The organism is Xylanibacter sp., from assembly GCF_057607445.1.
On the sequence record NZ_DBLZAX010000014.1, the window covers coordinates 82434 to 105665 of the forward strand.

Annotated in this window: 15 protein-coding genes; 8 read left to right on the forward strand and 7 right to left on the reverse strand. The window is 42.0% G+C overall.

Annotated features, from left to right (window positions below; all coding sequences use genetic code 11):
- Positions 1-7 precede the first annotated feature (7 nt).
- Positions 8-880 carry a glucose-1-phosphate thymidylyltransferase RfbA gene (gene rfbA / locus ACZMIG_RS11230; RefSeq protein WP_021853939.1) on the reverse strand — a complete coding sequence of 291 codons (873 nt, stop codon included), beginning with the start codon at positions 878-880 and terminating at the stop codon, positions 8-10.
- Between the two features lie 249 nt (positions 881-1129).
- Here rfbA and ACZMIG_RS11235 point away from each other — a divergent pair, with 249 nt between their 5' ends.
- The 4 genes from ACZMIG_RS11235 (at position 1130) to rny (ending at position 4126) form a co-directional block, all read left to right on the forward strand.
- Positions 1130-1780, forward strand: coding sequence for a DUF8491 family protein (locus ACZMIG_RS11235; protein ID WP_487889555.1), 651 nt, complete (start codon positions 1130-1132; stop codon positions 1778-1780).
- Between the two features lie 134 nt (positions 1781-1914).
- Positions 1915-2208: a hypothetical protein gene (locus ACZMIG_RS11240; RefSeq protein ID WP_053398179.1), complete on the forward strand. Its 294-nt coding sequence runs from the start codon at positions 1915-1917 to the stop codon at positions 2206-2208.
- Positions 2209-2218: 10 nt separating this feature from the next.
- Positions 2219-2557 carry a cell division protein ZapA gene (gene zapA / locus ACZMIG_RS11245; RefSeq protein WP_487889556.1) on the forward strand — a complete coding sequence of 113 codons (339 nt, stop codon included), beginning with the start codon at positions 2219-2221 and terminating at the stop codon, positions 2555-2557.
- Between the two features lie 33 nt (positions 2558-2590).
- Positions 2591-4126: a ribonuclease Y gene (gene rny / locus ACZMIG_RS11250; RefSeq protein WP_487889557.1), complete on the forward strand. Its 1536-nt coding sequence runs from the start codon at positions 2591-2593 to the stop codon at positions 4124-4126.
- A 171-nt stretch (positions 4127-4297) separates the two neighbouring features.
- On the opposite strand, the gene ACZMIG_RS11255 is transcribed toward rny, so the two are convergent.
- From ACZMIG_RS11255 to ACZMIG_RS11280, 6 genes are all read right to left on the reverse strand, one after another.
- Positions 4298-4414: a cysteine peptidase family C39 domain-containing protein gene (locus ACZMIG_RS11255; protein WP_302024725.1), complete on the reverse strand. Its 117-nt coding sequence runs from the start codon at positions 4412-4414 to the stop codon at positions 4298-4300.
- A gap of 261 nt (positions 4415-4675) precedes the next feature.
- On the reverse strand, positions 4676-6802 hold the full coding sequence (locus ACZMIG_RS11260) for an outer membrane beta-barrel protein (RefSeq protein WP_487889558.1): 2127 nt from the start codon (positions 6800-6802) through the stop codon (positions 4676-4678).
- Between the two features lie 552 nt (positions 6803-7354).
- Positions 7355-9652, reverse strand: a complete 2298-nt coding sequence (locus tag ACZMIG_RS11265) for a TonB-dependent receptor domain-containing protein (RefSeq protein ID WP_487889559.1) — start codon at positions 9650-9652, stop codon at positions 7355-7357.
- 990 nt (positions 9653-10642) lie between these two features.
- Positions 10643-10780: a hypothetical protein gene (locus tag ACZMIG_RS11270; RefSeq protein ID WP_418874034.1), complete on the reverse strand. Its 138-nt coding sequence runs from the start codon at positions 10778-10780 to the stop codon at positions 10643-10645.
- Positions 10781-10876: 96 nt separating this feature from the next.
- Complete coding sequence (locus ACZMIG_RS11275; protein ID WP_418874035.1) at positions 10877-12958, reverse strand: TonB-dependent receptor; 2082 nt, start codon at positions 12956-12958, stop codon at positions 10877-10879.
- Positions 12959-13297: 339 nt separating this feature from the next.
- On the reverse strand, positions 13298-15055 hold the full coding sequence (locus tag ACZMIG_RS11280) for a hypothetical protein (RefSeq protein WP_487889560.1): 1758 nt from the start codon (positions 15053-15055) through the stop codon (positions 13298-13300).
- Positions 15056-17123: 2068 nt separating this feature from the next.
- Between ACZMIG_RS11280 and ACZMIG_RS11285 the strand changes: the two genes are divergently transcribed.
- The 4 genes from ACZMIG_RS11285 (at position 17124) to ACZMIG_RS11300 (ending at position 22969) form a co-directional block, all read left to right on the forward strand.
- Complete coding sequence (locus ACZMIG_RS11285) at positions 17124-18080, forward strand: LuxR C-terminal-related transcriptional regulator (protein WP_487889561.1); 957 nt, start codon at positions 17124-17126, stop codon at positions 18078-18080.
- Positions 18081-18266: 186 nt separating this feature from the next.
- Positions 18267-20378 (forward strand): anaerobic ribonucleoside-triphosphate reductase, encoded by a 2112-nt coding sequence (nrdD, locus tag ACZMIG_RS11290; RefSeq protein ID WP_021853601.1) that lies wholly within the window; start codon positions 18267-18269, stop codon positions 20376-20378.
- A gap of 90 nt (positions 20379-20468) precedes the next feature.
- Positions 20469-20942 (forward strand): anaerobic ribonucleoside-triphosphate reductase activating protein, encoded by a 474-nt coding sequence (nrdG, locus tag ACZMIG_RS11295; protein WP_021853602.1) that lies wholly within the window; start codon positions 20469-20471, stop codon positions 20940-20942.
- 239 nt (positions 20943-21181) lie between these two features.
- Positions 21182-22969: a hypothetical protein gene (locus tag ACZMIG_RS11300; protein WP_487889562.1), complete on the forward strand. Its 1788-nt coding sequence runs from the start codon at positions 21182-21184 to the stop codon at positions 22967-22969.
- The last annotated feature ends 263 nt before the right edge of the window (positions 22970-23232 follow it).

The window sequence follows — 23232 nt, forward strand, 5'->3', positions numbered from 1 at the left end:
TTGTTTGTTATCCTATTAAACTTATAAGGTATTTTCCGTATTCATTTTTCAACATGGGCTGAGCAACTTCTTTAAGTTTCTCAGAGTCAATCCAACCTTGTTTGAATGCAATCTCTTCAAGGCATGCAATTTTCAGACCTTGACGTTTCTCTATAACCTCAATGAAAGTTGACGCCTCGCTCAGACTGTCGTGTGTGCCTGTGTCGAGCCATGCGAATCCTCTTTGAAGTGTTTGAACTTTCAGAGTCTGTCGTCTGAGGTATTCTTGGTTGACAGATGTTATTTCCAGTTCGCCTCGTTTGCTTGGCTTGATGTTCTTTGCAATCTCAACAACGCTGTTTGGGTAGAAATATAAGCCGACAACGGCATAGTTGCTCTTCGGATTTTCAGGCTTTTCCTCTATGCTGAGACAGTTGCCGTTCTTGTCAAATTCAGCCACTCCGTAACGTTCCGGATCGTTGACATAGTATCCGAATACAGTTGCGTTTCCGTTCTTCTCTGCCTCTTCGACACTTGCGTGCAACATCGCAGAAAATCCTGCTCCGTGAAAAATGTTGTCGCCTAATACAAGGCATACGCTGTCGTCGCCGATAAATTCCTCGCCGATGATAAATGCCTGTGCAAGTCCATCAGGCGAAGGCTGTTCGGCGTATTCGAAATGTACGCCATAGTCGGAGCCGTCTCCTAGCAGTCTTTTGAATCCAGGCAGGTCGTGTGGTGTTGATATTATCAGAATGTCTTTTATGCCAGAAAGCATAAGTACTGAAATGGGATAATATATCATCGGCTTGTCAAAAATTGGTATCAATTGCTTGCTGATACCTTTAGTGATTGGATATAAACGTGTGCCAGAACCACCGGCCAATACAATACCTTTCATCTTGTTTTGCTGTTAAATTAAATAATACTTAACCTGTTGAATGCCTGTTTTGTCAGGTCTTTGTGATGTTGTTTAAAAAATTATACATCAATTGCAATAATCGCATATGCTTTGCAAAGGTATAATAAAAGTTGATAATAATCAAATTTTATTTTGATTTTTGATGTATTTGATGTAATTTTGCATTTATATTTTAATTGCCGTGATATTGTTCATGGCTCGTTAGTTTAAATTATATTGATTAAAGACATGGGACTTTTAAGTAAATTATTTGGAAAAAGCAATAAAAAAGAAGAACATAAGACTGGAGGCATGGAAGATTATATGACACTTGTGCGTGTCTATCTTCAGGCTGCAATCGCTGAAAATGCCGGCATAACTAATCTGGCGATGCTTCCTGACCTGAGAATGTTCAAAACCACTCTTCACGTTCCGACATTGAACAACAAACTTGGAGTGGGGGAGAAAAAGCATTGTAAAAAGATGCTTAAGGACTTGTATAATACAGAAGATGACTTCTTCAAGGAAGTTGACCAAAGCATCCGTAAGAATTGCCGTAAGATACAGGACGTGCAGACATATCTTATCCAGTTCCAGAATTTTACTCAAGATCTCATGATGCTTATGGGTAATCTGATGAAGTTTAAGCTTCGTATGCCTTCGTTCATGAAAAAGGCTATATATGGAATGACCGAAAAGACCGTAGCTGACATTTTCCATAAGAACGACTTTAAGGATATGGGCGTCATGAAGACGGTGGTAGCCATCCGTAATTACGATAAACGGTTGGGCTTCAGCGAAAAATGGATAACCGATTTTGTGTTCCAGGTCGTAATGCTGGCTAAGAAGGAACCGCGTCCCGCTGATGATGACAACTTGAAAAATAATTCGAAATATTAAGTCTGCTTATATGCCGTAATGAGTTTGCCTCCGCAGTCTCGTTATGGCATAATTTGTTGATTTATGTAAAATCGGATGAATAAATTTTGCAAGTTGATAAATTTGTGCTAAATTTGTAGGCAAAACTTTTTGTGATGGCTGACAATGATAAAATAATGACGCTGTTTACCACACGTGTAAGGCAGTTGATTCTTCAGTACAACCAATTGAAGAAAGAAAACGAGGAGCTTTATGCGATGCTTGATGCACAGGAGGAGGAAATGAAGCGTCTGAAATCAACTTTGGAACAGGCACAGAAAGACTACGAAAGCCTCAAGATGGCCAAAATGATGGAGATATCTGACGGCGACATTGAGTCGGCAAAGCGCAGACTGTCAGGCCTTATACGTGAGGTTAATAAATGTATCACGCTGCTTAGTGAGGAATAGTGACGTAGTGATGGCTGAAGGAAAAGATAAATTAAATATAAGACTGCACGTTTATGATACAGAGATACCGGTTTATAATATAATACCGGAAGAAGAGCCTTTTTATCGTAATGCGGCCAAGCTTATAACAGAAACGGTAAATACATATTCAGAACGCTTTAGGTCAACTAAAAGCGAGAAAGAAATCTTGTATATGGCGATGATTAATATCGCACTGAATCTGGAGTTTGAAAAAACTAACAACGACACAGCACCCTATGATGATATTCTCACAAAGATAACCAATGAGATCGAAGATGCTCTTGGCGTGTCTGATACAGGCATGCGTGCAACTACGGATAAAAAATAAAAGTGAGAATATTAACATTATTAAAATAAACAAATGATATTAAATATTATTATTGCCGTCGTAGCACTTGTTTTGGGTGGACTATGCGGATATTTTATATTCAGGTATGTTCTTACCGGGAAATATAATGAAATGATTTCTGCAGCTCAAAAAGAAGCTGAAGTGTTGAAGGAAAAGAAGAAGCTCGAGGTTAAGGAGATTCTTCTTAATAAAAAGTCTGAACTCGAAAAGGAGGTGCAGAGCCGTAACCAGAAAATTCAGCAGAGCGAGAACCGCCTGAAGCAGAGAGAACTCTCTTTGAATCAGCGCCAGGAAGAACTGGGCCGCAGAAAGCAGGACGTAGATCAGCAGCAGCAGCGTGTTGATAATGAAAAGAAACTTTTGCAGATTAAGCAGGAGGAACTCGACAAGATGCAGCTTCAGGAGCGTGCAAAGCTTGAGGAACTTTCCGGTCTCAGCGCAGAAGAGGCAAAGAACCGTCTTGTTGAGAGTCTGAAAGACGAAGCCCGTACAGATGCTGCAAGCTATATCAACGAGATTATGGACGAGGCTAAGCTTAACGCCAATGCTCAGGCTAAGAAAATCGTTATACAGACAATACAGCGCGTTGCCACTGAAACCGCGATAGAAAACTCTGTCAGCGTGTTCCATATCGACAACGATGAAGTGAAAGGACGTATCATCGGCCGTGAAGGACGCAACATCAGAGCTCTTGAAGCAGCAACAGGTGTCGAGATTGTTGTCGATGACACTCCTGAGGCTATTGTCATTTCTGCTTTCGATCCTGTTCGCCGTGAGGTTTGCCGTCTGGCTCTTCATCAGCTTGTTACTGACGGACGTATCCACCCGGCACGTATCGAGGAAGTTGTTGCTAAGGTTAAGAAGCAGCTCGATAACGAGATTATCGAGACAGGTAAGCGTACTGCCATCGACCTTGGTATACATGGTCTGCATCCTGAACTTATACGTATCATCGGTAAGATGAAGTATCGTTCAAGCTATGGTCAGAATCTCTTGCAGCATGCCCGTGAGACAGCCAACCTCTGTGCTGTAATGGCTTCTGAGCTTGGTCTTAATCCTAAAAAGGCTAAACGTGCCGGATTGTTGCACGATATAGGTAAAGTGCCTGACGAGGAGAGCGAACTGCCGCATGCTCTTTATGGTGCAAAGATTGCTGAAAAGTATAAGGAGAAGCCGGATATCGTTAATGCCATTGGCGCTCACCACGATGAAATAGAGATGAACACACTGCTCGCTCCTATCGTTCAGGTCTGCGATGCTATCAGTGGAGCCCGTCCTGGCGCACGCCGCGAAATTGTAGAGGCTTACATCAAGCGTCTTAATGATCTTGAGGCTATCGCTATGAGTTATCCGGGCGTTACAAAGACATACGCAATTCAGGCTGGCCGCGAGTTGCGCGTAATCGTCGGTGCGGATAAGATGGACGATAAGGAAACAGAGAATCTGTCTGGCGAGATAGCAACTAAGATTCAGAACGAGATGACATATCCGGGACAGGTTAAGATCACTGTTATCCGTGAAACAAGAAGCGTGGCATACGCTAAGTAAAATCAGAAAATACATACTTCTATATAAAAAGCGTGAACATTTCTCTGTTCACGCTTTTTTATTTTATGTTTACACCGCCTATACATAATTATATATGTCGGTTGTATTTTATGTTAAATGATGAAAGACCATGATGCATTTTGTGCTGTTGGCATCCATATGTCAGTTTTGTCATTCCGGGGATCTGTCGAAGATGTAGTCTGTCCCATAGTGGCTGCATATCATGCGCAGGCATGCTAAACCGCACTGCATCGCGTCGTGCTGAAGGTAGAGTTTAAAGTTTCTCATTTATTTTATAATACCCGAAAATCAAACTAATATTTACGGTTCATCAAGTTGAGGTCATCCTGAATATCTTTCATGATGTCCTTGTCCAAGTCAATTTTCTTATGGTTCTTTCTTGCTTAAGATTGACATTTCATATAATTCTTTCTAAGAGGGATATCAGTGAATCTGTATAGATAATGGCGTTAAAAAATAGAAGTACTACCAAGAATCTTTTCATAATTTATGAATTTATATAGCATTTAATATTCTGATTTTTATTGATTATTGCCTTGTTCTGTCTATCACATCGTTGTTATTTCTTGATGAACTTACTGTTATGTCTTGATTAAACAAACTGAGCGATGCTGACAATGTGATACCTCTCATGTCATTAGTGCCGTAGGTTCCGTGTTGGGTGTTGATGTATCTGATATCAATATTGTTATAATTTGCACGGTGCAAGATATCTGATACACTGAGTGTGGGTGTTAATTTGTCTTTTATCATGTTCATCTGTACACCTGCGCTCCAGTTGTTTGCGGGACGCTGGGATATATTTGTGTCTTCAAGATAACTTTGGAATGTGAATGTTGTGTATGCCGTAATTTTGTTGTTCAGAAAATAATACAAATTCATGTTTCCTGAATAAAACGGATGGTGTATTTTTATTGTTTTATTGAGGAATATGTATTTATATTTCGGAAAGTTTATGTAAAGGTTTCCACTGAAGTATAGTTTACCTGAAAACATTCTTCTGTTGTATCCAAGCATTGTGTAAAATGATTCAGAACGTTTAACGTTTATCGGTGTCTCGCATACTATATCTGTGGACGGATCCTGATTGTATACAACGCTTTTTATAAGGTTGCGTGTGTGAGTATATCCGGCAGTCACGTATAATCCTTTCCATCCTGCGTAAATTGAGATATTGTCGTTCACGCTGGGTTGCAGATCTCTGTTACCTGCTGAATACGACAAAGAGTCCTGATAAACAGGATAAGGGTTAAGGCCGGTGTATTTCTGCCTATTTACGCTTCGTCTGTAATTAAGCTGGAAAGTCAAGTTTTTCCACGGGAAGACGGTTAATGTACCCGATGGCAGGAAGAAAGAAGTATGTCGGGAGTTGCTGATTGTTTCCGACAGAGTGTTTATCCAAACCTTTGTATCAGAATATTCGTAGCGCCCACCCAATGATAAGTGAACTTTTTTCCATTTTTTCCCGAGGCTTAAATATGCGGCTGTAACATTGTCTTCCGTCTTCTGTCCGTTTGAGCCCAATGTCTCAGGCTGCCATTTGCTGTCAGACAGATAGCCGTATCTGTCATTTACATTATAATAACGTGCCCCTGCTTCCGAACTGATATTGAAAGGCAGATTAAATGAATAAGTGGCATTAAGTGTCATTATTTTATATTTGTTCGTAGTTTTCGTAAAGTTATTGTTCCCGTTATCATTATTTTTGTTTTTTTCTGCAATATCTGTTCGCGAATTGTTGCTTATTATAGAATAGTCTCCGCCCAGTGACAGGAGTGATTGTCCTATTTTACTTTTGTAATATAGAGTTACATTATGTAGGTTACGATTGTCTATTGTTTGTCTTCTGATATTCTTGTCGTTGTATTTTTCTGTATCAGAATATTTCATATCAGCATTACCTATGTCGTTTTCTTTTTCATGCTGGAAGTAATAAGCCAGACTTATTGTGTTGTTTTTGTTGATGTCGAAATTATTATTCCACGTTATGTCGTGACTGTGAGAACCCATGAATAATTCGTTGGCTTCATCGCTTCGGAATGTACGGTCGGGATGAAAAATCTCTGTATAATATGTTTCTTTGTTGAGAGACATCCAAGCTCCGTAATCATATCCTATAGATGAATTCCATATACCATATTTCATGCGAAGCTCAAATGATGGATTTTCTGAGAATTTCCGTCTTACAGTGGTCGTATTATAGACGTCAAGTGCAATGAAGTCTTTTAGTGGTTTTATTGTTATTATGTTTATCACAGCGTTGGTTCCTGCCGGATATTTGGCTGAAGGTTCTCTTTCAATTTCTATCTTTGCAATGTCTGATGTTTTCAGTGTTGTGAATATGTTTTGATTGGTTACTTCTTTTCCGTCAACATAGTATATTGGCTTTCCTTTTCCAGCCACGTCAAAGTTGTTGTTCCCTTTTGCTATTATCCCGGGTGTGACACTCAGCATATTTCCAAGGTTTCCCATCTTGCTTAGAAAAGTTCCTTTAACGGTTACAGTCTGTCTGCTTCCTTCTGTTTTTACTATAGGTCTGTAAGCTTTCACTTCAATAGAACTCAGTCTGAAATCTTTACTTATGCTGTCTTGTTGCGCATAAATATCAGTGGTGGTATGAATATACAGTGCTAATATTAATAAAAAAGTCTTCATATGTTTGTTCTTTTAGATTCGACTTAAATTTAACGTTGGTATTTAATTATAATTTACTATTTCTCTTTTTTGTTCCCATAAATTAAAGGTAACATCTCTTCAATATGTTTTTATAAATGGAGCAATAGCTTCTGTGCCACTGGATATATAATGTATTGCCACAAGAGCTTATTGACGAAGTGTCGACAGATTGCGCCAATGTGTGTGCTGTAAATGCCATAACGGCAAACATTATTAATAGTATTTTTTTCATAATATTTTGGTTTTAATTTCAATCTCTGTTCACGCTTTTTTATTTTATGTTTACACCGCCTATACATAATTATATATGTCGGTTGTATTTTATGTTAAATGATGAAAGACCATGATGCATTTTGTGCTGTTGGCATCCATATGTCAGTTTTGTCATTCCGGGGATCTGTCGAAACTGTTGTCTGCTCCATAGTGGCTGCATATCATGTGCAGGCATGCAATCCAGTAATGCATCGCGTCGTGCTGAAGGTATATCTTAAAGTTTTTCATCGTTTTATATATTGTTAAAACAAATACTTGTCAGAATCTGTTAAGCTCAGAACTGCCGGTTCCCTTACCTTTATATTTCTTTTTGTTTTTACTGTTGAACGAGTAGGTTACAGACAGTTGTATCAGTTGCGAAGCACCTTTACGGTATTCGGTTACGTTAACTCCGTTTGTGCGTGTGAGATGCTTTTGCTTCTGTGTGCCGAAGATGTCGTTTGCCAAAAGAGAGAACGACCAGTTGCCTATGCTTTTCAACAAATAAACATACACCGAGGCGTTGTCGTACATATAATAAGTGTTGTTATTGCCTTTGCTCGACCACCATCCCGTAAGGTATGCATATATCCCCCAAGGCAGGTCGAAACGGTTCTGAAGACTAATGCTTCCTATGGGCTTGTTGTAGCTCTCTTCTTGCGAGCCGTATTTTAAGTCACAGACGGCGAGCTGTCCCTGTACCATTGGATGCCAGAAGCCGATATCCATGCTGTGCGACAGCACTATGTTTAGTTTGTTGAAGTCAGGCAGGTTTATCGGCTTGCGTATGTTGAGGTTATAGTCAGGCATATGCATGTAGACATACTCTATCTGTCTTTTCATTCTTATATATGTTACGTTAAGCATGGTCTGTTTCCATGCCATGCTAAGGTTTATATTGTGTGGCGTCGATGAGATCAGCAGCGGGTTGCCTGTCTCCCATGACGTATGCGACACGTATGTCGAATTGTTGTTTAGCATGGAATAGCTCGGCCTGTATACGTTGGTGTTGTACGAAAGTCCTATTCTCAGGTCTTTTACGGCATAGCTGATTGTGAACCTCGGCAGCCAGTCGGTGTACGACTTTGACTGACCGTCTATTCGTTCTCCGTTTTTATAGTAAGTGAAGTCTGTCGCTTCAGCCCTCATTCCGGCTGTCAGCGTCAGGTTGTTAAGCGGTCTGTATGTTGCGTTGACATATCCGGCTGCAAGATTCTGTTTAATAAAGTCGTTTGCTTGTGAGCCTGTGCCGTCAATAATGCTGCCAAAATCAGTCCTGTCTGACGTGTACGAATATTCGCCTCCCACGTCAAAGGACAGTTTACCGAAAGCCATGTTTAAGTTTGCCTTTGTGGCAATCAGATGATACGATGCCCTGTTTGATGTGTTCACAATGCTGTATATCCCTTTGCTGTCCTCGGTGGTGTTCTGATTGTTTCTGCTTTCTCCGTACAGGTAGTCGGCGTCAGCCGTAATCTCAAAGTTCTTTTTTGCGCCGAACTTAATCGTGGCATATCCGTTAAGATAATGCTGCATGCTCTGCGATAACGATTCGTTTGCCGAAGCAATGCTGCTTTCCTGTCCGTCAGCGTTGGTCTTTATGTTGCTGTCCGTGTTGTATTTGCTTGACGGTGTTCTCGAAAATTGGTATCTTACTCCTGCCGAATTGCTTTCTCCGAAATCAAAGCTGCTTCCTGCCTGCAGGTTCATTGATTTGCTGCGGCTGTTATATTCGCCTTCTGTTAATGTATAATTTTGGTTGTTGTTGAATTTCTCGTCATACGTCCTGTCCTGTTTAAATCCGCTGTCGGCAACAGAGCCTCCGATAAAGAATCCTAATCCGTTCTTCAAGACATACGAAAAGTCGGCGTTTACGTTTCCCGATGCAACTTCAGACATTGTTCCGGAGCCTGTTATAACTCCGGCCAGGCCATTGTCGCGTTTCTTGGTGTGTATTATTATCACCGACGTTACGCTTGAGCCGTATTTAACGTTCGGGTCTGTAATGATGTCTACGCTCTTTATGTTTTCCGGTGACAGCTGGCTCAGTTCGCTGCTGTTCCTTACGCGTCTGTTGTTTATGTATATTTCAGGCGTTCCCTTGCCGAGTACTGCTATTCCGCCGCTTGTTGCGTCAATCATCGGCATCATTCTTATGGCGTCATTGACCGACGGCAGTTTGGCGAGCGGGTTGCCTTCCATATCAACTGTAAGTCCTGAAGCGTTGTGCTTTATGAATTTTCTCACTCCCGTTACTGTTATGCCTTCAAGAGCCTTAGCCTGAGGCTGCATGCGTATTGCTCCGTTTAGCGGAATGTCGGCATAGGCGGTTTCATAGCCCAGTGATGTTACTCTCACTGCCAGAGTCTTGCAGTGTGTTGTGTCGTTTACAACGAATTTGCCTTCTTCGTCCGTAAGCCCTCCTGATATCAGACTTGAGTCGGCAGTGTTTATCAGTGCCACGCTGGCATATTCCATTGGCATGCCTTTTTCGTTCATCACCTTGCCGCTTATCTGCTGTGCATAGGCCTTTGTAAGTGCAAGGAGCATGATGATTAGTATTGTAAGTTTATTCATATTTATAATTTTATTGTTCTTTCTGTCAATATTTTTACATACTGTTTCCCATGTCGTATTTTTGAAGGATATGGGTTACATATTATCTCGTCTGTTGTCGGTACGCATACGGCGACTCAGGCCAGACCGCCTGTCGGCAGATACTAAGGTTGTGCTTTTATGGGCAATTTTATAATTTGTACGATATTATAATTGCCAAAACCGTGCCATAAAACGTATTTTGTTGTATATCAGAGAGATAGACTAATATCCTATTCGTATGCATGTCTAATATTTGGACAGTGGTGTATAAAAATTAGACAGTATGTATGCCTGGAAAAGAGAAAATAAGACTTTTAGTAGTTAAAGGAGCATGTTTAAGTGAAGAATTCGCTTGTGTAACCGATATGAATCAACAAAGTTAATGTTCCGGCAGATTTGCAATTGTTGTGCAGGCGAGAGCAGAAGCAAATTATATTTGGTTATGCCGAGCGCAGCCGACAATCAATAGAAATAATCTGCCGAAATTGAGTATAAGGATTTTAATCCGCCTACTTCCTATTTTTTGATTAATAGGTATGAGTTTCGGATCACAGATCCTTATATTTAATGCTGTCGGATAGCATATCCGACAGAACAATAGTCTTGTTGCTTTCTGACGTTTTTATAGTTATAAAACTAATACGCCGTATGTAAAACTGAGTTGAACCAACAAAGCTAATGTACCGGCTGATTTGCAATTGTCGTGCAAGCGAGAGTAGAAGCAAATTATATTTGGTTATGCCGAGCGCAGCCGACAATCAATAGAAATAATCTGCCGGAATTGAGTATAAGGATTTTAATCCGCTTGCTTCCTATTTTTGATTAATAGGTATGAGTTTCGGATTAAAGATCCTTATACTTTATGCTGTCGGATAGCATATCCGACAGAACAATAGTCATGTTGTTTCCGGACTTTTTATCGTTAAAAGACTAATGCGCCGCCTGTGCAACTAAAATGAACCAACAAAGCTAATCAGAGAAATTGCCTTCTTCATCCGTAAGCCCTCCTGGTATCAGACTCGAGTCGGGAGTGTTTATCTGTGCTGCGTTGGCATATACAGCTTCTTCGCTTATCGCATTACAGTATGCCTTTTGGGGCACAGACATTTGTAAATGAAAGAACAATTAGTCTTGGCATTTTTCTATTAGCCGTTTTAGCGTAACCATCGTATTGTCATTACGCTTTGACAATTTTCATTGTTATTATTTCAGCACGCTTGTTTTTGCGCTGCCTTCAAACCTGGCATTGTTGCCATGATCTGTCTTACGGCCGAAGTCGAGTGTGTAGCGCATCGTCAGGCTGACGTATCTTCCGTCCCACGGACGCGACAGATATTCGCTGCTGTGCAAATTGTCACTGTCAAACCATGACTTCACCCAGCCGTGTTTTCTCAGCACAGAGTTTACTGACAGCATTGCGTAAAAGTTTCCGGCTGTGTATTGCAGATTCACCTTAAGGTTATCGCTGAATTGCGCCGTCGTGCCGTATCCGCCGCGCATAAATCCCTTGTTGAAATTTTTGCCGTATCCTGCAGACACAGAGAAATTCTTGTTCATGTTGTAGCTTACGTATGGGTACAAGCCATAGTTGTTTAACGAGAAATTCCTTATGCCCGAATGCATCTCGTGTGCGTAATACAGCTTTGCCTGTATGTTAAGCTTTCCGCCGGCAAGCGACAGCGACGGTGTAAGCGATGCCGATATGATGTCGTAGTTGCCGCTGTTAACGATGTCCTTAATCATAAGTCCGTTTTCCGCATGCCATAAGGGCACAATGTCGTGCATTATCTCTTCCCAGATAACGTCGGCGTTAAGCGAAAATCCGTTTATAGGCATCCATGCATACGACATAAGGGCTGAGGCATACCGTTGAGGCTTCAGGCCGGCGTTGCCCTTGGTGCCTTCAATCTCGTTGTCCTGTCGCACCACGGTGTTATAGAATGAAGGAGTTATCGGCATCTGCATAATTTGCGCGTATGCATACAGAGAGTGTTTCTTTCCGATGCGGCCGTTCATTACTACGAATCCGTTTACGTATGGCTTGGTGTCATAACCGTCGTCGTTCACCTTGTAGAAGTTTACAGGCACTTCTATCTGCGCGTTTGCCGACCAGTTGTCAGAGAATTTGTGGTTATATCTCACTCTGGCATAGACATAGTTGTTTATGAGTTTCTGTCGTGTGTTGTCCGTTCCTGTGTAGAGCGTGTTGAATATTTCAGATTTATATTCTGCCGTTACGGTCATATAGTTTTGTTTGTATAGCGGAAAGGCGTATGACATCCATACGTCAGGCAGATACACGTCTTCCTCGGTGGCATTGAATATCGGGCTGCCGAATGTGTACAGGGTAGACGCGTCGTTGTGGTTGTAAGAGAACGATGCCGCGCCGTACAGCATTGAGTTGCGGGGCAACTTTGACAACTGGAAGTATGTGTTGATGTATGGCAGCATGCCTTTCGACGACGCTTCCGTCAGAGCCTTGCCGTTGTCTGGTGCGTTGTTGCCTGTATAGGTTATGTTTATGTCGCTGTTGTTCACCGGCGTGCTTTCATATCTGTATCCTGCCGATGCCGTGAAGGTCAGCTTGTCGCTTATGTATCTTGCGTTTACGGCTGTTGTGAACATCTTTGTGTGTTCTCTTTGCGTTTCTTCTGTCAGCTTGTCTATTATGTTGTCCTTACTGAATATGTATTGTGTGCCGGTGTTGTGCGTTATGTCGTCAGCGTTGCGGTAGTAGGCTTCGGCCAGTCCCGTAAGCGTCCATTTGCCAGTATTCACTTTTGCCGCGGCTCCATAGTTGCCGCTGTTGTAGACGAACGACTGATTAACCTCGCCGAGCACATATCCTCCGTATTTGTATTTCTTCATCACGAGGTTTACCACTGCCTGATAATTCTTGTATTTAGGATCTGCAGGTGATTTGAGATATTCTACGTGCAGCACGTCTTTCGGTCTCAGGGCTTTCACCTCCCAGTCTTGCGCCTCCACGCCGTCAATGTAGAAATGCACTTCGCCTTGATAAGTTGTTTCCACTTTGTTTGAACCAAGATCAACTCTAAGTCCTGCCACCATCATTCTTGCCAGCAGGTCGTTTATGTTTATAGCATGCTGCTTCGCTTCTTTTGACGGAATGTAAACCACACCGTCTGCAATGGCATAGTTGCGTGTACCCTCAACCACAACCTCGTTGAGTTTATAATTTTTTATCGAGTCTGTCTGGGCTTTTGCATAATAATCCAGACTTAGAAGAACTATCGTAAATAATAGTAAACGTTTTTTGTTCATATATCTAAAATTTTTTAGTTTAACTGTATTGTGTACGCAGGCAAGCACCGTTTTGTGACTTCATTAATATAATTTAACTTGCTTTTCTTGAATTTTCTTTCGCAAAGGAACGGAATTTTTATACAAGAAACAAATTTTCAGACAACTCAGAATTCACAAAAAATTCACAGACACGTTTGCATACCTACGCAAACGTGTCTGATTTTTATATTTATTAAAACCTGTTTATATTTAGCTTTTCGAATAGTCCTGAGCAGATATGTTTTGCAAAGATTATTGAAGCATTAAACTTCACAAATAATTCACAAACGTCATAATTTGCATTCTATAACATGCTGGCTATAAAGACTTTATGTATCTGTCGAAGTCTTTAGACGTTCCATCCTTGCCTGTAATTCTGTTGTATAGACGTTTTCGTATGTTGGTTATGTCAGACCTGCTGCGGCCGGTGAGCAGACTTATCTGCGAAGGTGCGAAGCCAAGCTTGACCAAGAGGCACAGCTCATATTCGCTTTCACTCAAAACGGCCTTCAGCCTGCTTATTTCTTCGTAGCTGTCAAACAGGCTTATGAGCATTTTGCGCTCTTCTCCGCTCATCATCACGTGCTCCTTTTCGGCATGTCTACGTAAAATTCTTACGACAGGCTCGTCTGCAAACGGCGTCATTCGGGCTGCAATGTCCTTGTTTTTCTCATATTCGGCTTTCTCTTTTTGCAGCCTTTCAATCTCTTCCTCCTTCTCCTTAATCAGACTTTCCATCCGTGTCTGTCTGTTTTCGGTCAGTATGTCCAGCTCGCGCCTTGCCTTCTTCAGTTCGCTTATGCTGCGTTCATATTCTTTTATCTCGTTAACTCTTGCCCTGCGTTTCCTCATTATATATGTTCTCACGGCAAGTGCCCCGCCAATGGCTGCTGCCATGATAGCCATAATTATGATTATGCTGATATATTTTGTCCGCAATGCGTCTTTCTCAGCCTCTTCAGCAGTCTGCCTGTATCTGTTATAGTTATACATGGCCTGCATCTGCTGGAGATGTTCGGTTGACATCTGGGCATAAAGCGTATCCGTCATCATGCGTGCTAAGTCTGCATATTTCGCGACAGAGTCAGGTTGATGAAGCTTTTTGTATAATCCAGTAAGACCTTTATAGCTGTAAGAGAAATCATTAGGATAATTGGATGTTGTCTTCAGGCACTTGTCAAAGCACAGCCTTGCAGAGTCATAGTCGTTAATGCTAAGATAATAATATCCTTTAATTGCATAATGCACTTCCAGGCCTTTTTTAATGTTGCCATATTTATCAAACCTTCCGCTCATTTTTTCATATACATCCAAGGCATGCTTGGCTTTTGATATGTTTCCGTTTTTTGCATAAATGTCAATAAGCGGTCCTAAAGATCTGGCTGCTTCTTTTTTATATCCATATTTAGAGTAAAGCTCATACAGCCTTTTTCTTATAGTGATGGCAGAGTCTGTTAAATCTTGTATATAATAAATATTTGCTTTCTGCTCGTATGTAATAATAGCATTTAAAGTGTCTTTTGCCTTCATTGCGTATTTAAATGCCAGGCTATTTTCGTGGAATGCATCGCTGAAGGCACGCTGGCTTTTGAAAATCTCTGCCGACCATACGTGTATTCTGTGCAGTGTAAGAAAGTCGCAGCTGCTGTCAGTGGTGTCTGCCTTTGCTGCCGCTTCATGAAAATACTGCAATGCCATGGGGGCATCCTGACTTCTTTGATATATGCATCCAATGATATAGTATGCGAACATACGTTCGTTAGAATCTCCGTGCTTGTCAAAATAGTCGGCAATGTCTTTCAGCGAGTCGGTGCTCATGGGCATTGCGAGCTTGTTTCTTACTTTAGCCTTTAGCAGCAACAGCTTCATGTGCCGGCTTTTGTTCATTGTGCTTTCTCCCTCCAGACTGTCAATAAGCGTCATCGCCCTTTGCGGTGCCGCCTCGCTCAGACTGTCTGCCGCAGCTATATCTCTATCTGCTGCCTGCTGTCCGCAAGATACAACAGATAATAGTGTTGGTACTATACATACGGCCAATAACAGGCCGCCCGTTATGTTGGTTATAATTCTTTTCATTGTTTTAAATGGTATTCGAGATGCAAAGATAGTGTATTTTTAGGAGTTAAAGGAGCTTGTTTAAGTGAAGAACGAAGAGTGAAGAGTGAAAAATTCGATACTCTTGTGGATTATTGTTATTTCACTTTTCATTTAACCGCCTGTGCAACCGATATGAATCAACAAAGCTAATGTGCCGGCTGATTTGCAATCTGCCGGAATTAAGTATAAGGATTTTAATCCGCTTACTTCCTATTTTTATTTTAGATATGAATTTCTAATCAAAAAAATAGCTATTAAGGTATGAATCTCGGATCACAGATCCTGATACTTGATGCTGTCGGATAGCATATCCGACAGAACAATAGCCTTGTTGATTCTTGACATTTTTGTAGTTTCTTTTGGGTATAATCAACTTACTTTGCATTTTGATTCTTATTGTTGTTTCCTGACTTTTTATCGCTACAAGACTAATGCGCCACTTGTGCAATCGATTTGAACCAACAAAGCTAATGTGCCGGCTGATTTATAATCTGCCGGAATTAAGTATAAGGATTTTAATCCGCTTACTTCCTATTTTGATTAATAGGTATGAATTTCTAATCAAAAAAATAGCTATTAAGGTATGAGTTGCGGATCACAGATCCTGATACTTAATGCTGTCGGATAGCATATCCGACAGAACAATAGTCTTGTTGCTTCTTTTCGTCCTGTGCAACCGATATGAATCAACAAAGCTAATGTGCCGGCTGATTTGTAATCTGCCGGAATTAAGTATAAGGATTTTAATCCGCTTGCTTCCTATTTTGATTAATAGGTATGAATTTCTAATCAAAAAATAGCTATTAAGATATGAATCTCGGATCACAGATCCTGATACTTAATGCTGTCGGATAGCATATCCGACAGAACAATAGTCTTGTTGCTTCTTTTCGTCCTGTGCAACCGATATGAACCAACAAAGCTAATGTGCCGGCTGATTTGTAATCTGCCGGAATTGAATATAAGGATTTTAATCCGCTTGTTTCCTATTTTGATTAATAGGTATGAATTTCAATCAAAAAAATAGCTATTAAGGTATGAATTTCGGATCAAAGATCCTGATATTTTATGCTGTCGGATAGCATATCCGACAGAACAATTGTCTTGTTGCTTCTTTTCGTTCCAAGCTGCAAATTCTTTGGATTTCCTTTTATCAGCAGTTCTTGCTTTAAGTAAAAACTTATGACAAAATATTTTTTCAATCTGCAAAATCAAAAGATAACGGATGTTAATTGCATGGCGCGAAAATGCTAAATGGTTAACATTCGTTTGCTTATCAGGATGGATAACGAGGCAACAAACATGGATTTTGAGCCGTAAAAGCATGGTTTTAGAGTGATTAAAGGATGCTTTTGAGAGTATAAGTCGGCCACTTTTGGAGCGTAAACGGCAGAGTAATATTTTTTAACTATTGAAGTTTTGAGCTTTAAACGGCATAAGACATTGAATGATAGTGACTTAACCATAACGCCTGATTTTTGCCGTTTTTCACGCCAAATCACAACATTGCGATGAACATCGCTATTCTGAGAGCGTCAAACGGACTGAAAATGTCAGAAATATTTACAAATAAAGAAACGTTATTAAGTGAAAAACGAAAAGGGAAGAGTGAAAAATCCAAATGCCCAAAATAGATAATACCCACAAGGCATTTGGCTTTAACTCCTTTAATTTCGGCATAGTCAATTGTGAAACGAAGTTCAGCGTAGCTAATTATGAATTGTGAATTATAAAAATGCTTGCGAAAAATCCAACGAAAATCAACTCAATATAAAGCAAAATCCAGGCCTGATCCTAATAACAGATTTGGGTTAAAAGGAGTCAGACCGGTAAAAGTTTAATGCCTTCTATGGCATGATATACGCTGTTATTTGTATTGAATGAATGTCCGTGCCATAAAAAATAGGTATGATGAAGTATGGCGGATGACGACAAAATACCTATTTATTATGATTGCAAGTTTCAGATAATTTTTGTTATTTTGCAGACAACATAACGGAGGCATGACAGCTTCGGGTCATAAAGACAGATAAACATTTAGCGGACGATGAAAAATAACAAGATGTATGAAGCCGACGACAAGATGATATCTCTGATTGCCGACAACTATAACATACTGCAGAGCCTTGGCAGGTTTGGCATAAATCTCGGCTTCGGCGACAAGACGGTGCGTGAGGTTTGTGAAGATCAGAATGTAGACACATATACGTTTCTTGCTGTGGTGAACTTCTCGATAAACGGCTATCGCGACTTTGACGACGGCGGACGCTTCTCGATACCCACGCTGATACACTATCTCAAGGCGTCGCACGAATATTATCTCAATTTTCAGCTTCCGTCGATAAGAAAGGAACTTGAGGCTGCGCTCGACGAAAACGACAACCTGGCGCGGCTTATAATGAAGCTTTATGACGAATATGCCCACGAGATAAGGCATCACATGGAGTATGAGGAGAAGACTGTCTTTCCCTATGTAAACGACCTGCTTAACAACAAGGTGAACAATGAGTATGACATAGAAACCTTCTCGAAGCACCACGGACAGATAGACCTGAAGCTGAGAGAGCTGAAGAACATTATAATAAAGTATCTGCCGAGCGACATACAGCACAACAACAGGCTGACGGCCACGCTATATGACCTGTATAACAACGAAGAGTGGCTGCAAAACCATTCGATGGTGGAAGACTGCATATTCATACCGGCCATACGCAACCTTGAACGCAAGTTTAAGCAGAACGACGTGAGCGTGAAGATTTCGAAAATGATAAGCCGTAATCCTAATAACAGCGAGACGCTGAGCGACCGCGAGAAAGACGTTATAGTTAGCTTGGTGCAGGGAATGACCAATAAAGAGATTGCCGACCATCTTTGTATTTCTATCAACACCGTGATAACCCACAGGCGCAACATCGCGCGTAAGTTGCAGATACACAGCCCCGCAGGCCTGACGATATATGCCATTGTGAACAATCTGGTGGACATATCTTCTGTGAAACTCTGAAAGAAGATTTAAAACGGTCATGAATTTTTGTGTTAAAATCGGTACGCTGTATCGATTTTTTGTTTTATATTTGCACTCGAAAAAGAATTAAAAAGAAAACTTTTTGAAGAAAATTATTTGCGAAGTTGACAAAAATGGAAAACTTTTGCGAAAACGTTTTTGAAAAAGTTTTCCAAAATCAAGAATATGGAAATAAAGAATTTTACAATCACGAAGCGCGACGGAAGCACAGACCGTTTCAGTCTTGACAAGATAATGAATGCCATAATCAAGGCGTTCAACTCAGTGAATGAACCTGCCGACTTGGGCTGTATCTCAAAGATAATCAGCCACTTGGATATGCATGAGGGCATAAAGGTGGAGGACATACAGAACCAGGTTGAAGAGGCCCTGATGAAGGAGGGATACTACAAGGTGGCAAAGAGCTTCATGCTGTACAGACAGAGGCACACCGAAGACCGCGAGACAATGGAGAAGTTGAAATTTTTGACAGACTACTGCGACGCGGCAAATGCTGCAACCGGCTCAAAATATGACGCCAACGCCAACGTTGAACATAAAAACATAGCAACGCTCATAGGCGAGCTGCCAAAGTCGAACTTCATACGCCTTAACCGCCGTCTGCTTACCGACCGTATAAAGAAGATGTACGGAAAGGAGCTTGCCGACAAGTATATCGACCTGCTTAACCACCACTTTATATATAAGAACGACGAGACGAGCCTGGCCAACTATTGTGCATCGATAACGATGTATCCGTGGCTTATAGGCGGCACTACGTCGATAGGCGGAAACTCTACGGCGCCCACAAACCTCAAGTCGTTCTGCGGCGGCTTTGTCAATATGGTGTTCATGGTGTCGAGCATGTTGAGCGGAGCATGCGCCACGCCCGAGTTTCTGATGTATCTCAACTATTTTATCGGTCTTGAGTACGGAAAAGACTACTGGAAGGAGGCCGACAAAGTGGTAGACCTGTCGATGAAGAAGCGCACCATAGACAAGATGGTTACCGACTGCTTTGAGCAGATTGTCTACTCTATAAACCAGCCTACGGGCGCACGCAACTATCAGGCTGTGTTCTGGAACATAGCATATTATGACAAACCATACTTTGAGAGCCTGTTCGGCGACTTCTACTTCCCTGACGGCAGCAAGCCCGACTGGGACGGACTAAGCTGGCTGCAGAAGCGCTTTATGAAATGGTTTAACAAGGAGCGCACAAAGACCGTGCTGACATTCCCTGTTGAGACGATGGCGCTGCTGGCCAAGGACGGCGACGTGATAGACAAGGAGTGGGGCGACTTTACGGCAGAGATGTATTCAGAAGGCCACTCGTTCTTTACATACATGAGCGACAATGCCGACTCGCTGAGTTCATGCTGCCGACTGAGAAACGAGATACAGGACAACGGCTTCAGCTATACGCTTGGTGCGGGCGGCGTGTCTACTGGCTCGAAGAGCGTGCTGACAATAAACCTCAACCGCTGCATACAGTATGCCGTGAACAACAAGATGGACTATAAGGAGTTTCTGTCTGACGTGATCGACCTTACGCACAAGGTGCAGCTGGCATATAACGAAAACCTCAAGGAACTGCAGCGCCACGGCATGCTGCCGCTGTTTGACGCCGGATATATTAACATAGGCAGACAGTATCTCACAATAGGTATCAACGGACTTGTGGAGGCTGCCGAGTTTATGGGCCTGCAGATAACCGACAATCCTGATTATCTGGCATTTGTACAGACTGTGCTCGGACTTGTGGAGAAATACAACAAGCAATACCGTTCGAAAGACGTGCTGTTCAACTGCGAGATGATTCCGGCAGAGAACGTTGGAGTTAAGCACGCCAAATGGGACAGGGAAGACGGCTACTTCGTGCCGCGCGACTGCTACAACAGCTATTTCTATGTTGTTGAGGACGATTCGCTGAACATCATTGACAAGTTTAAGATGCACGGAGCACCATACATACAGCACCTTACGGGCGGCTCGGCGCTGCATATGAACCTGGACGAGCATCTGTCGAAGGCACAATACCGCCAGCTGCTCAAGGTGGCAGCCAAGGAGGGATGCAACTATTTCACGTTCAACATCCCCAATACAATATGCAACGACTGCGGCCACATAGACAAACGCTATCTGAAGGAATGTCCTCACTGCCACAGCAAGAACATTGATTACATGACGCGAATAATAGGATACCTGAAGCGTGTTAGCAATTTCTCTGCAGCACGTCAGGAGGAGGCAGCGCGCAGATACTATGCCGGTAAGGACAAGATGGCCGTATCAGAGTAGTCGTGTCGGTAGCTGAAATGCCGGCAGGCGTATTACGCGCCATACCGGGGATGACAAAGAGAACTAAAAACTTAAAGTAAAGACATATACATGCTTAAATACGTTAACACCGGTGTGGTGTTTCAGGAGATACCCGACGAGGTTACACTTGCGGTGAACATATCCAACTGTCCGTGCCGATGTCCCGGCTGCCACAGCCGCTACCTTTGGGGCGATGTGGGCGAACCGCTTACGCCCCTGGTGCTCGATGGATTTATACGGGAGTATGGCGACGATATAACGTGCATCTGCTTTATGGGCGGCGACTCGGAGCCTGAGTATGTAGATATGCTTGCCCGCTATGTGCATAAGGCCTATCCTAAAATGAAGGTAGGCTGGTATAGCGGCCGCACAAGGATATCGTCGGCTGTGAACAAGGCTGACTTCGACTATATAAAGGTTGGCCCATATATAGAGCATCTTGGATGTCTGAAGAGCCGCACGACAAATCAGCGGCTTTACAAGCGTGCTTCGGGAGACGGCTTTACTGATATAACATACAGATTCTGGAGTGGAAAAGACTGAAAGTTTTTTCTTATTTGATATCTATGATGTCCGGTGCGTAAGTGCACCGGACGCTTTGTTTTCACCGGTAGCCACATTGCTTGCGGGGTGTAGTCGGTTGTTAGCTTGCTTGGCAGACATATATAATAAGGTGAATTTTTGCATAAGGATACCACAGAGGCATTGTAAAAATAGTGTAAATTTTTGCGCGTCTTGATTTTTAAGGCTATTTTTGTATTCGCAAAAGAATGAAAGCGTCAATGAACAATCGTTTGGCTATATATATATTGTCGGTTGTGGCAATAGCTTTAGGTGTTGTTTCGTGTGGAAGAACCGGTATCTCTAAGTCTGTTGTTATGGCAGACAGCCTGTCGCAGTCAGATCCGGCGGCAGCTATGGCATTTATAGACAGCATTACAGCGCGCAATGAAAATATGTCAACGGACAGCAGAATGCGCTTAGGACTATTGAGGACAAAAGCTCAGAACAGTGCCGGAGTGATGTTTACGTCAGACAGCGTGATGCGCAATATCGTTGAATATTATGAAAGTGAAGGAGACGCAGACGACCGTATGCTGGCCTATTATCTTATGGGCAGTGTGTACCGCGACTTAGGCGATTCGCCTTTGGCCTTGCAATATTTTAATAAAGCTGCAGAGCAGGCCGATACAACCAGCGCTGACTGCGACTATCGTCTGCTATGCCGTATACACGGACAGGCGGCCAATCTGTTTCTTAAGCAGGAAATCCCATATTATGCCCTTAAAGAATTTGCCATTGCAGAGCGTTATGCCATGACTGCCGGTGACACTTTGTCGGCATTGGTCTTTCATGAACAGCGTGCCAATGCCTACTATCTGCTAAATATGCCTGACTCGGTTAAGGCTGTCAGAGAACACGTGGCGGCATTATATTCACAGTATGGATATTCTGCACATGCTGCGTTGGCTGTCGGGGCTTTGGTTCATCAGATGCTGCGCTGCGAAAACTATTCAGCTGCAAAAGAATATATGGACATATACGACAGATACGTCTTTGCCGGCGGTAATGATAAAATGGCAGAAGAGGGGCGCGATGTGTATTATTCATATAAGGGAGGATATTATCTGGGAATAAATAAAACTGATTCAGCCGAGTATTTTTTTCGCAAAGGTCTGAGCTGTTCGTCAAGTTTCAGCAATACGGAGAGTGCATGCCGCGGGTTGGCAGCCCTTTATAAACAGCTTAATCAGGCAGACTCTTTGGTGAAGTATACAGAGATGGCCCGCGTGGCAAATGATTCGGCCTATGCCAGCATGACCACTGAAAAGCTGTTGCATATGAAGACGCTATATGACTATGGTCAGCAGCAGCGTATTGCATCCGATGAGAGAGAGAGGGCGGACAATGCATTGTTAGCGATTGTGCTTATTGTTGCTTCGTTTGTTGTGATTCTGTTGGTGTTCTTTGTTTTCTATTATAGAAAATTGCTCTTTAAGGAAAAAGAGAATGAACGGATGCAGAAAGAATGGCACGAGATGGAGCTGGAGAACAGGAAGCATAGGGAGAATATACGAATGCTCAAGCAGACGAAAGAAGATCTGAATGTACTGCTGCGACAATACGAGGGAGAGATAGAGCAGCTGGTAAAGGAAAAAACTGCTGCTGTGGAAGATCTGCAGAGAAAGATATCTGAATATGATAAAAACAGTCAGGAGCGGTATAGAAAGAAAAAGAATGTCGAACTGTATAACTCGTCAATTGTCATTAGATTTCATTATTTCGCCGAGAAAGTTATGGCATCTCCTGCTTTTGATGATTGGAAAGAATTGTATAAGTTCGTATCAAAAGAGCTTCCCGAACTTGCTGAGTATAAAGACACATTGAAGAATGGCGAATATGAGATTTGCGTTCTGGTAAGACTGGGATTCGCACCTTCAGAAATAGGAATACTCACCGGAAGAAAATTATCTGACATTGCAAATATCCGTAAGAGATTGTTGCTAAAGCTCTCAAACAGAGAGGGTTCCGCGAAAGACTTTGATATTTATATGAAGGAAGAGTTCTGATGTAGGGCGGAAAAGTAGGAATTTTAATTATATAAATGGGAATATAAGGTTTAGGTGAATTTTGTGAAGTTTTGTGAAGTTTTATTTCAGCGATAATTTGCTGAATTAGTGCTTGTTGCCTATTTTTGCAGAAAAATCAAAATAGCGTGATGAAGGTAATTAAGGCTCACCCGATAAATAGTGGGGAAAGAAAATATTACGCATAAATTTTAGTCAGCCTAAAGAGGAAGAATGGTATGTCAATAACTCCTCGGAGCAATGCT

Coding starts and splice junctions, on each gene's coding strand:
- rfbA (WP_021853939.1), bottom strand. CDS start 880: ATGAAAGGTATTGTATTGGCCGGTGGTTCTGGCACACGTTTATATCCA.
- ACZMIG_RS11235 (WP_487889555.1), top strand. CDS start 1,130: ATGGGACTTTTAAGTAAATTATTTGGAAAAAGCAATAAAAAAGAAGAA.
- ACZMIG_RS11240 (WP_053398179.1), top strand. CDS start 1,915: ATGGCTGACAATGATAAAATAATGACGCTGTTTACCACACGTGTAAGG.
- zapA (WP_487889556.1), top strand. CDS start 2,219: ATGGCTGAAGGAAAAGATAAATTAAATATAAGACTGCACGTTTATGAT.
- rny (WP_487889557.1), top strand. CDS start 2,591: ATGATATTAAATATTATTATTGCCGTCGTAGCACTTGTTTTGGGTGGA.
- ACZMIG_RS11255 (WP_302024725.1), bottom strand. CDS start 4,414: ATGAGAAACTTTAAACTCTACCTTCAGCACGACGCGATGCAGTGCGGT.
- ACZMIG_RS11260 (WP_487889558.1), bottom strand. CDS start 6,802: ATGAAGACTTTTTTATTAATATTAGCACTGTATATTCATACCACCACT.
- ACZMIG_RS11265 (WP_487889559.1), bottom strand. CDS start 9,652: ATGAATAAACTTACAATACTAATCATCATGCTCCTTGCACTTACAAAG.
- ACZMIG_RS11270 (WP_418874034.1), bottom strand. CDS start 10,780: ATGTCTGTGCCCCAAAAGGCATACTGTAATGCGATAAGCGAAGAAGCT.
- ACZMIG_RS11275 (WP_418874035.1), bottom strand. CDS start 12,958: ATGAACAAAAAACGTTTACTATTATTTACGATAGTTCTTCTAAGTCTG.
- ACZMIG_RS11280 (WP_487889560.1), bottom strand. CDS start 15,055: ATGAAAAGAATTATAACCAACATAACGGGCGGCCTGTTATTGGCCGTA.
- ACZMIG_RS11285 (WP_487889561.1), top strand. CDS start 17,124: ATGAAAAATAACAAGATGTATGAAGCCGACGACAAGATGATATCTCTG.
- nrdD (WP_021853601.1), top strand. CDS start 18,267: ATGGAAATAAAGAATTTTACAATCACGAAGCGCGACGGAAGCACAGAC.
- nrdG (WP_021853602.1), top strand. CDS start 20,469: ATGCTTAAATACGTTAACACCGGTGTGGTGTTTCAGGAGATACCCGAC.
- ACZMIG_RS11300 (WP_487889562.1), top strand. CDS start 21,182: ATGAACAATCGTTTGGCTATATATATATTGTCGGTTGTGGCAATAGCT.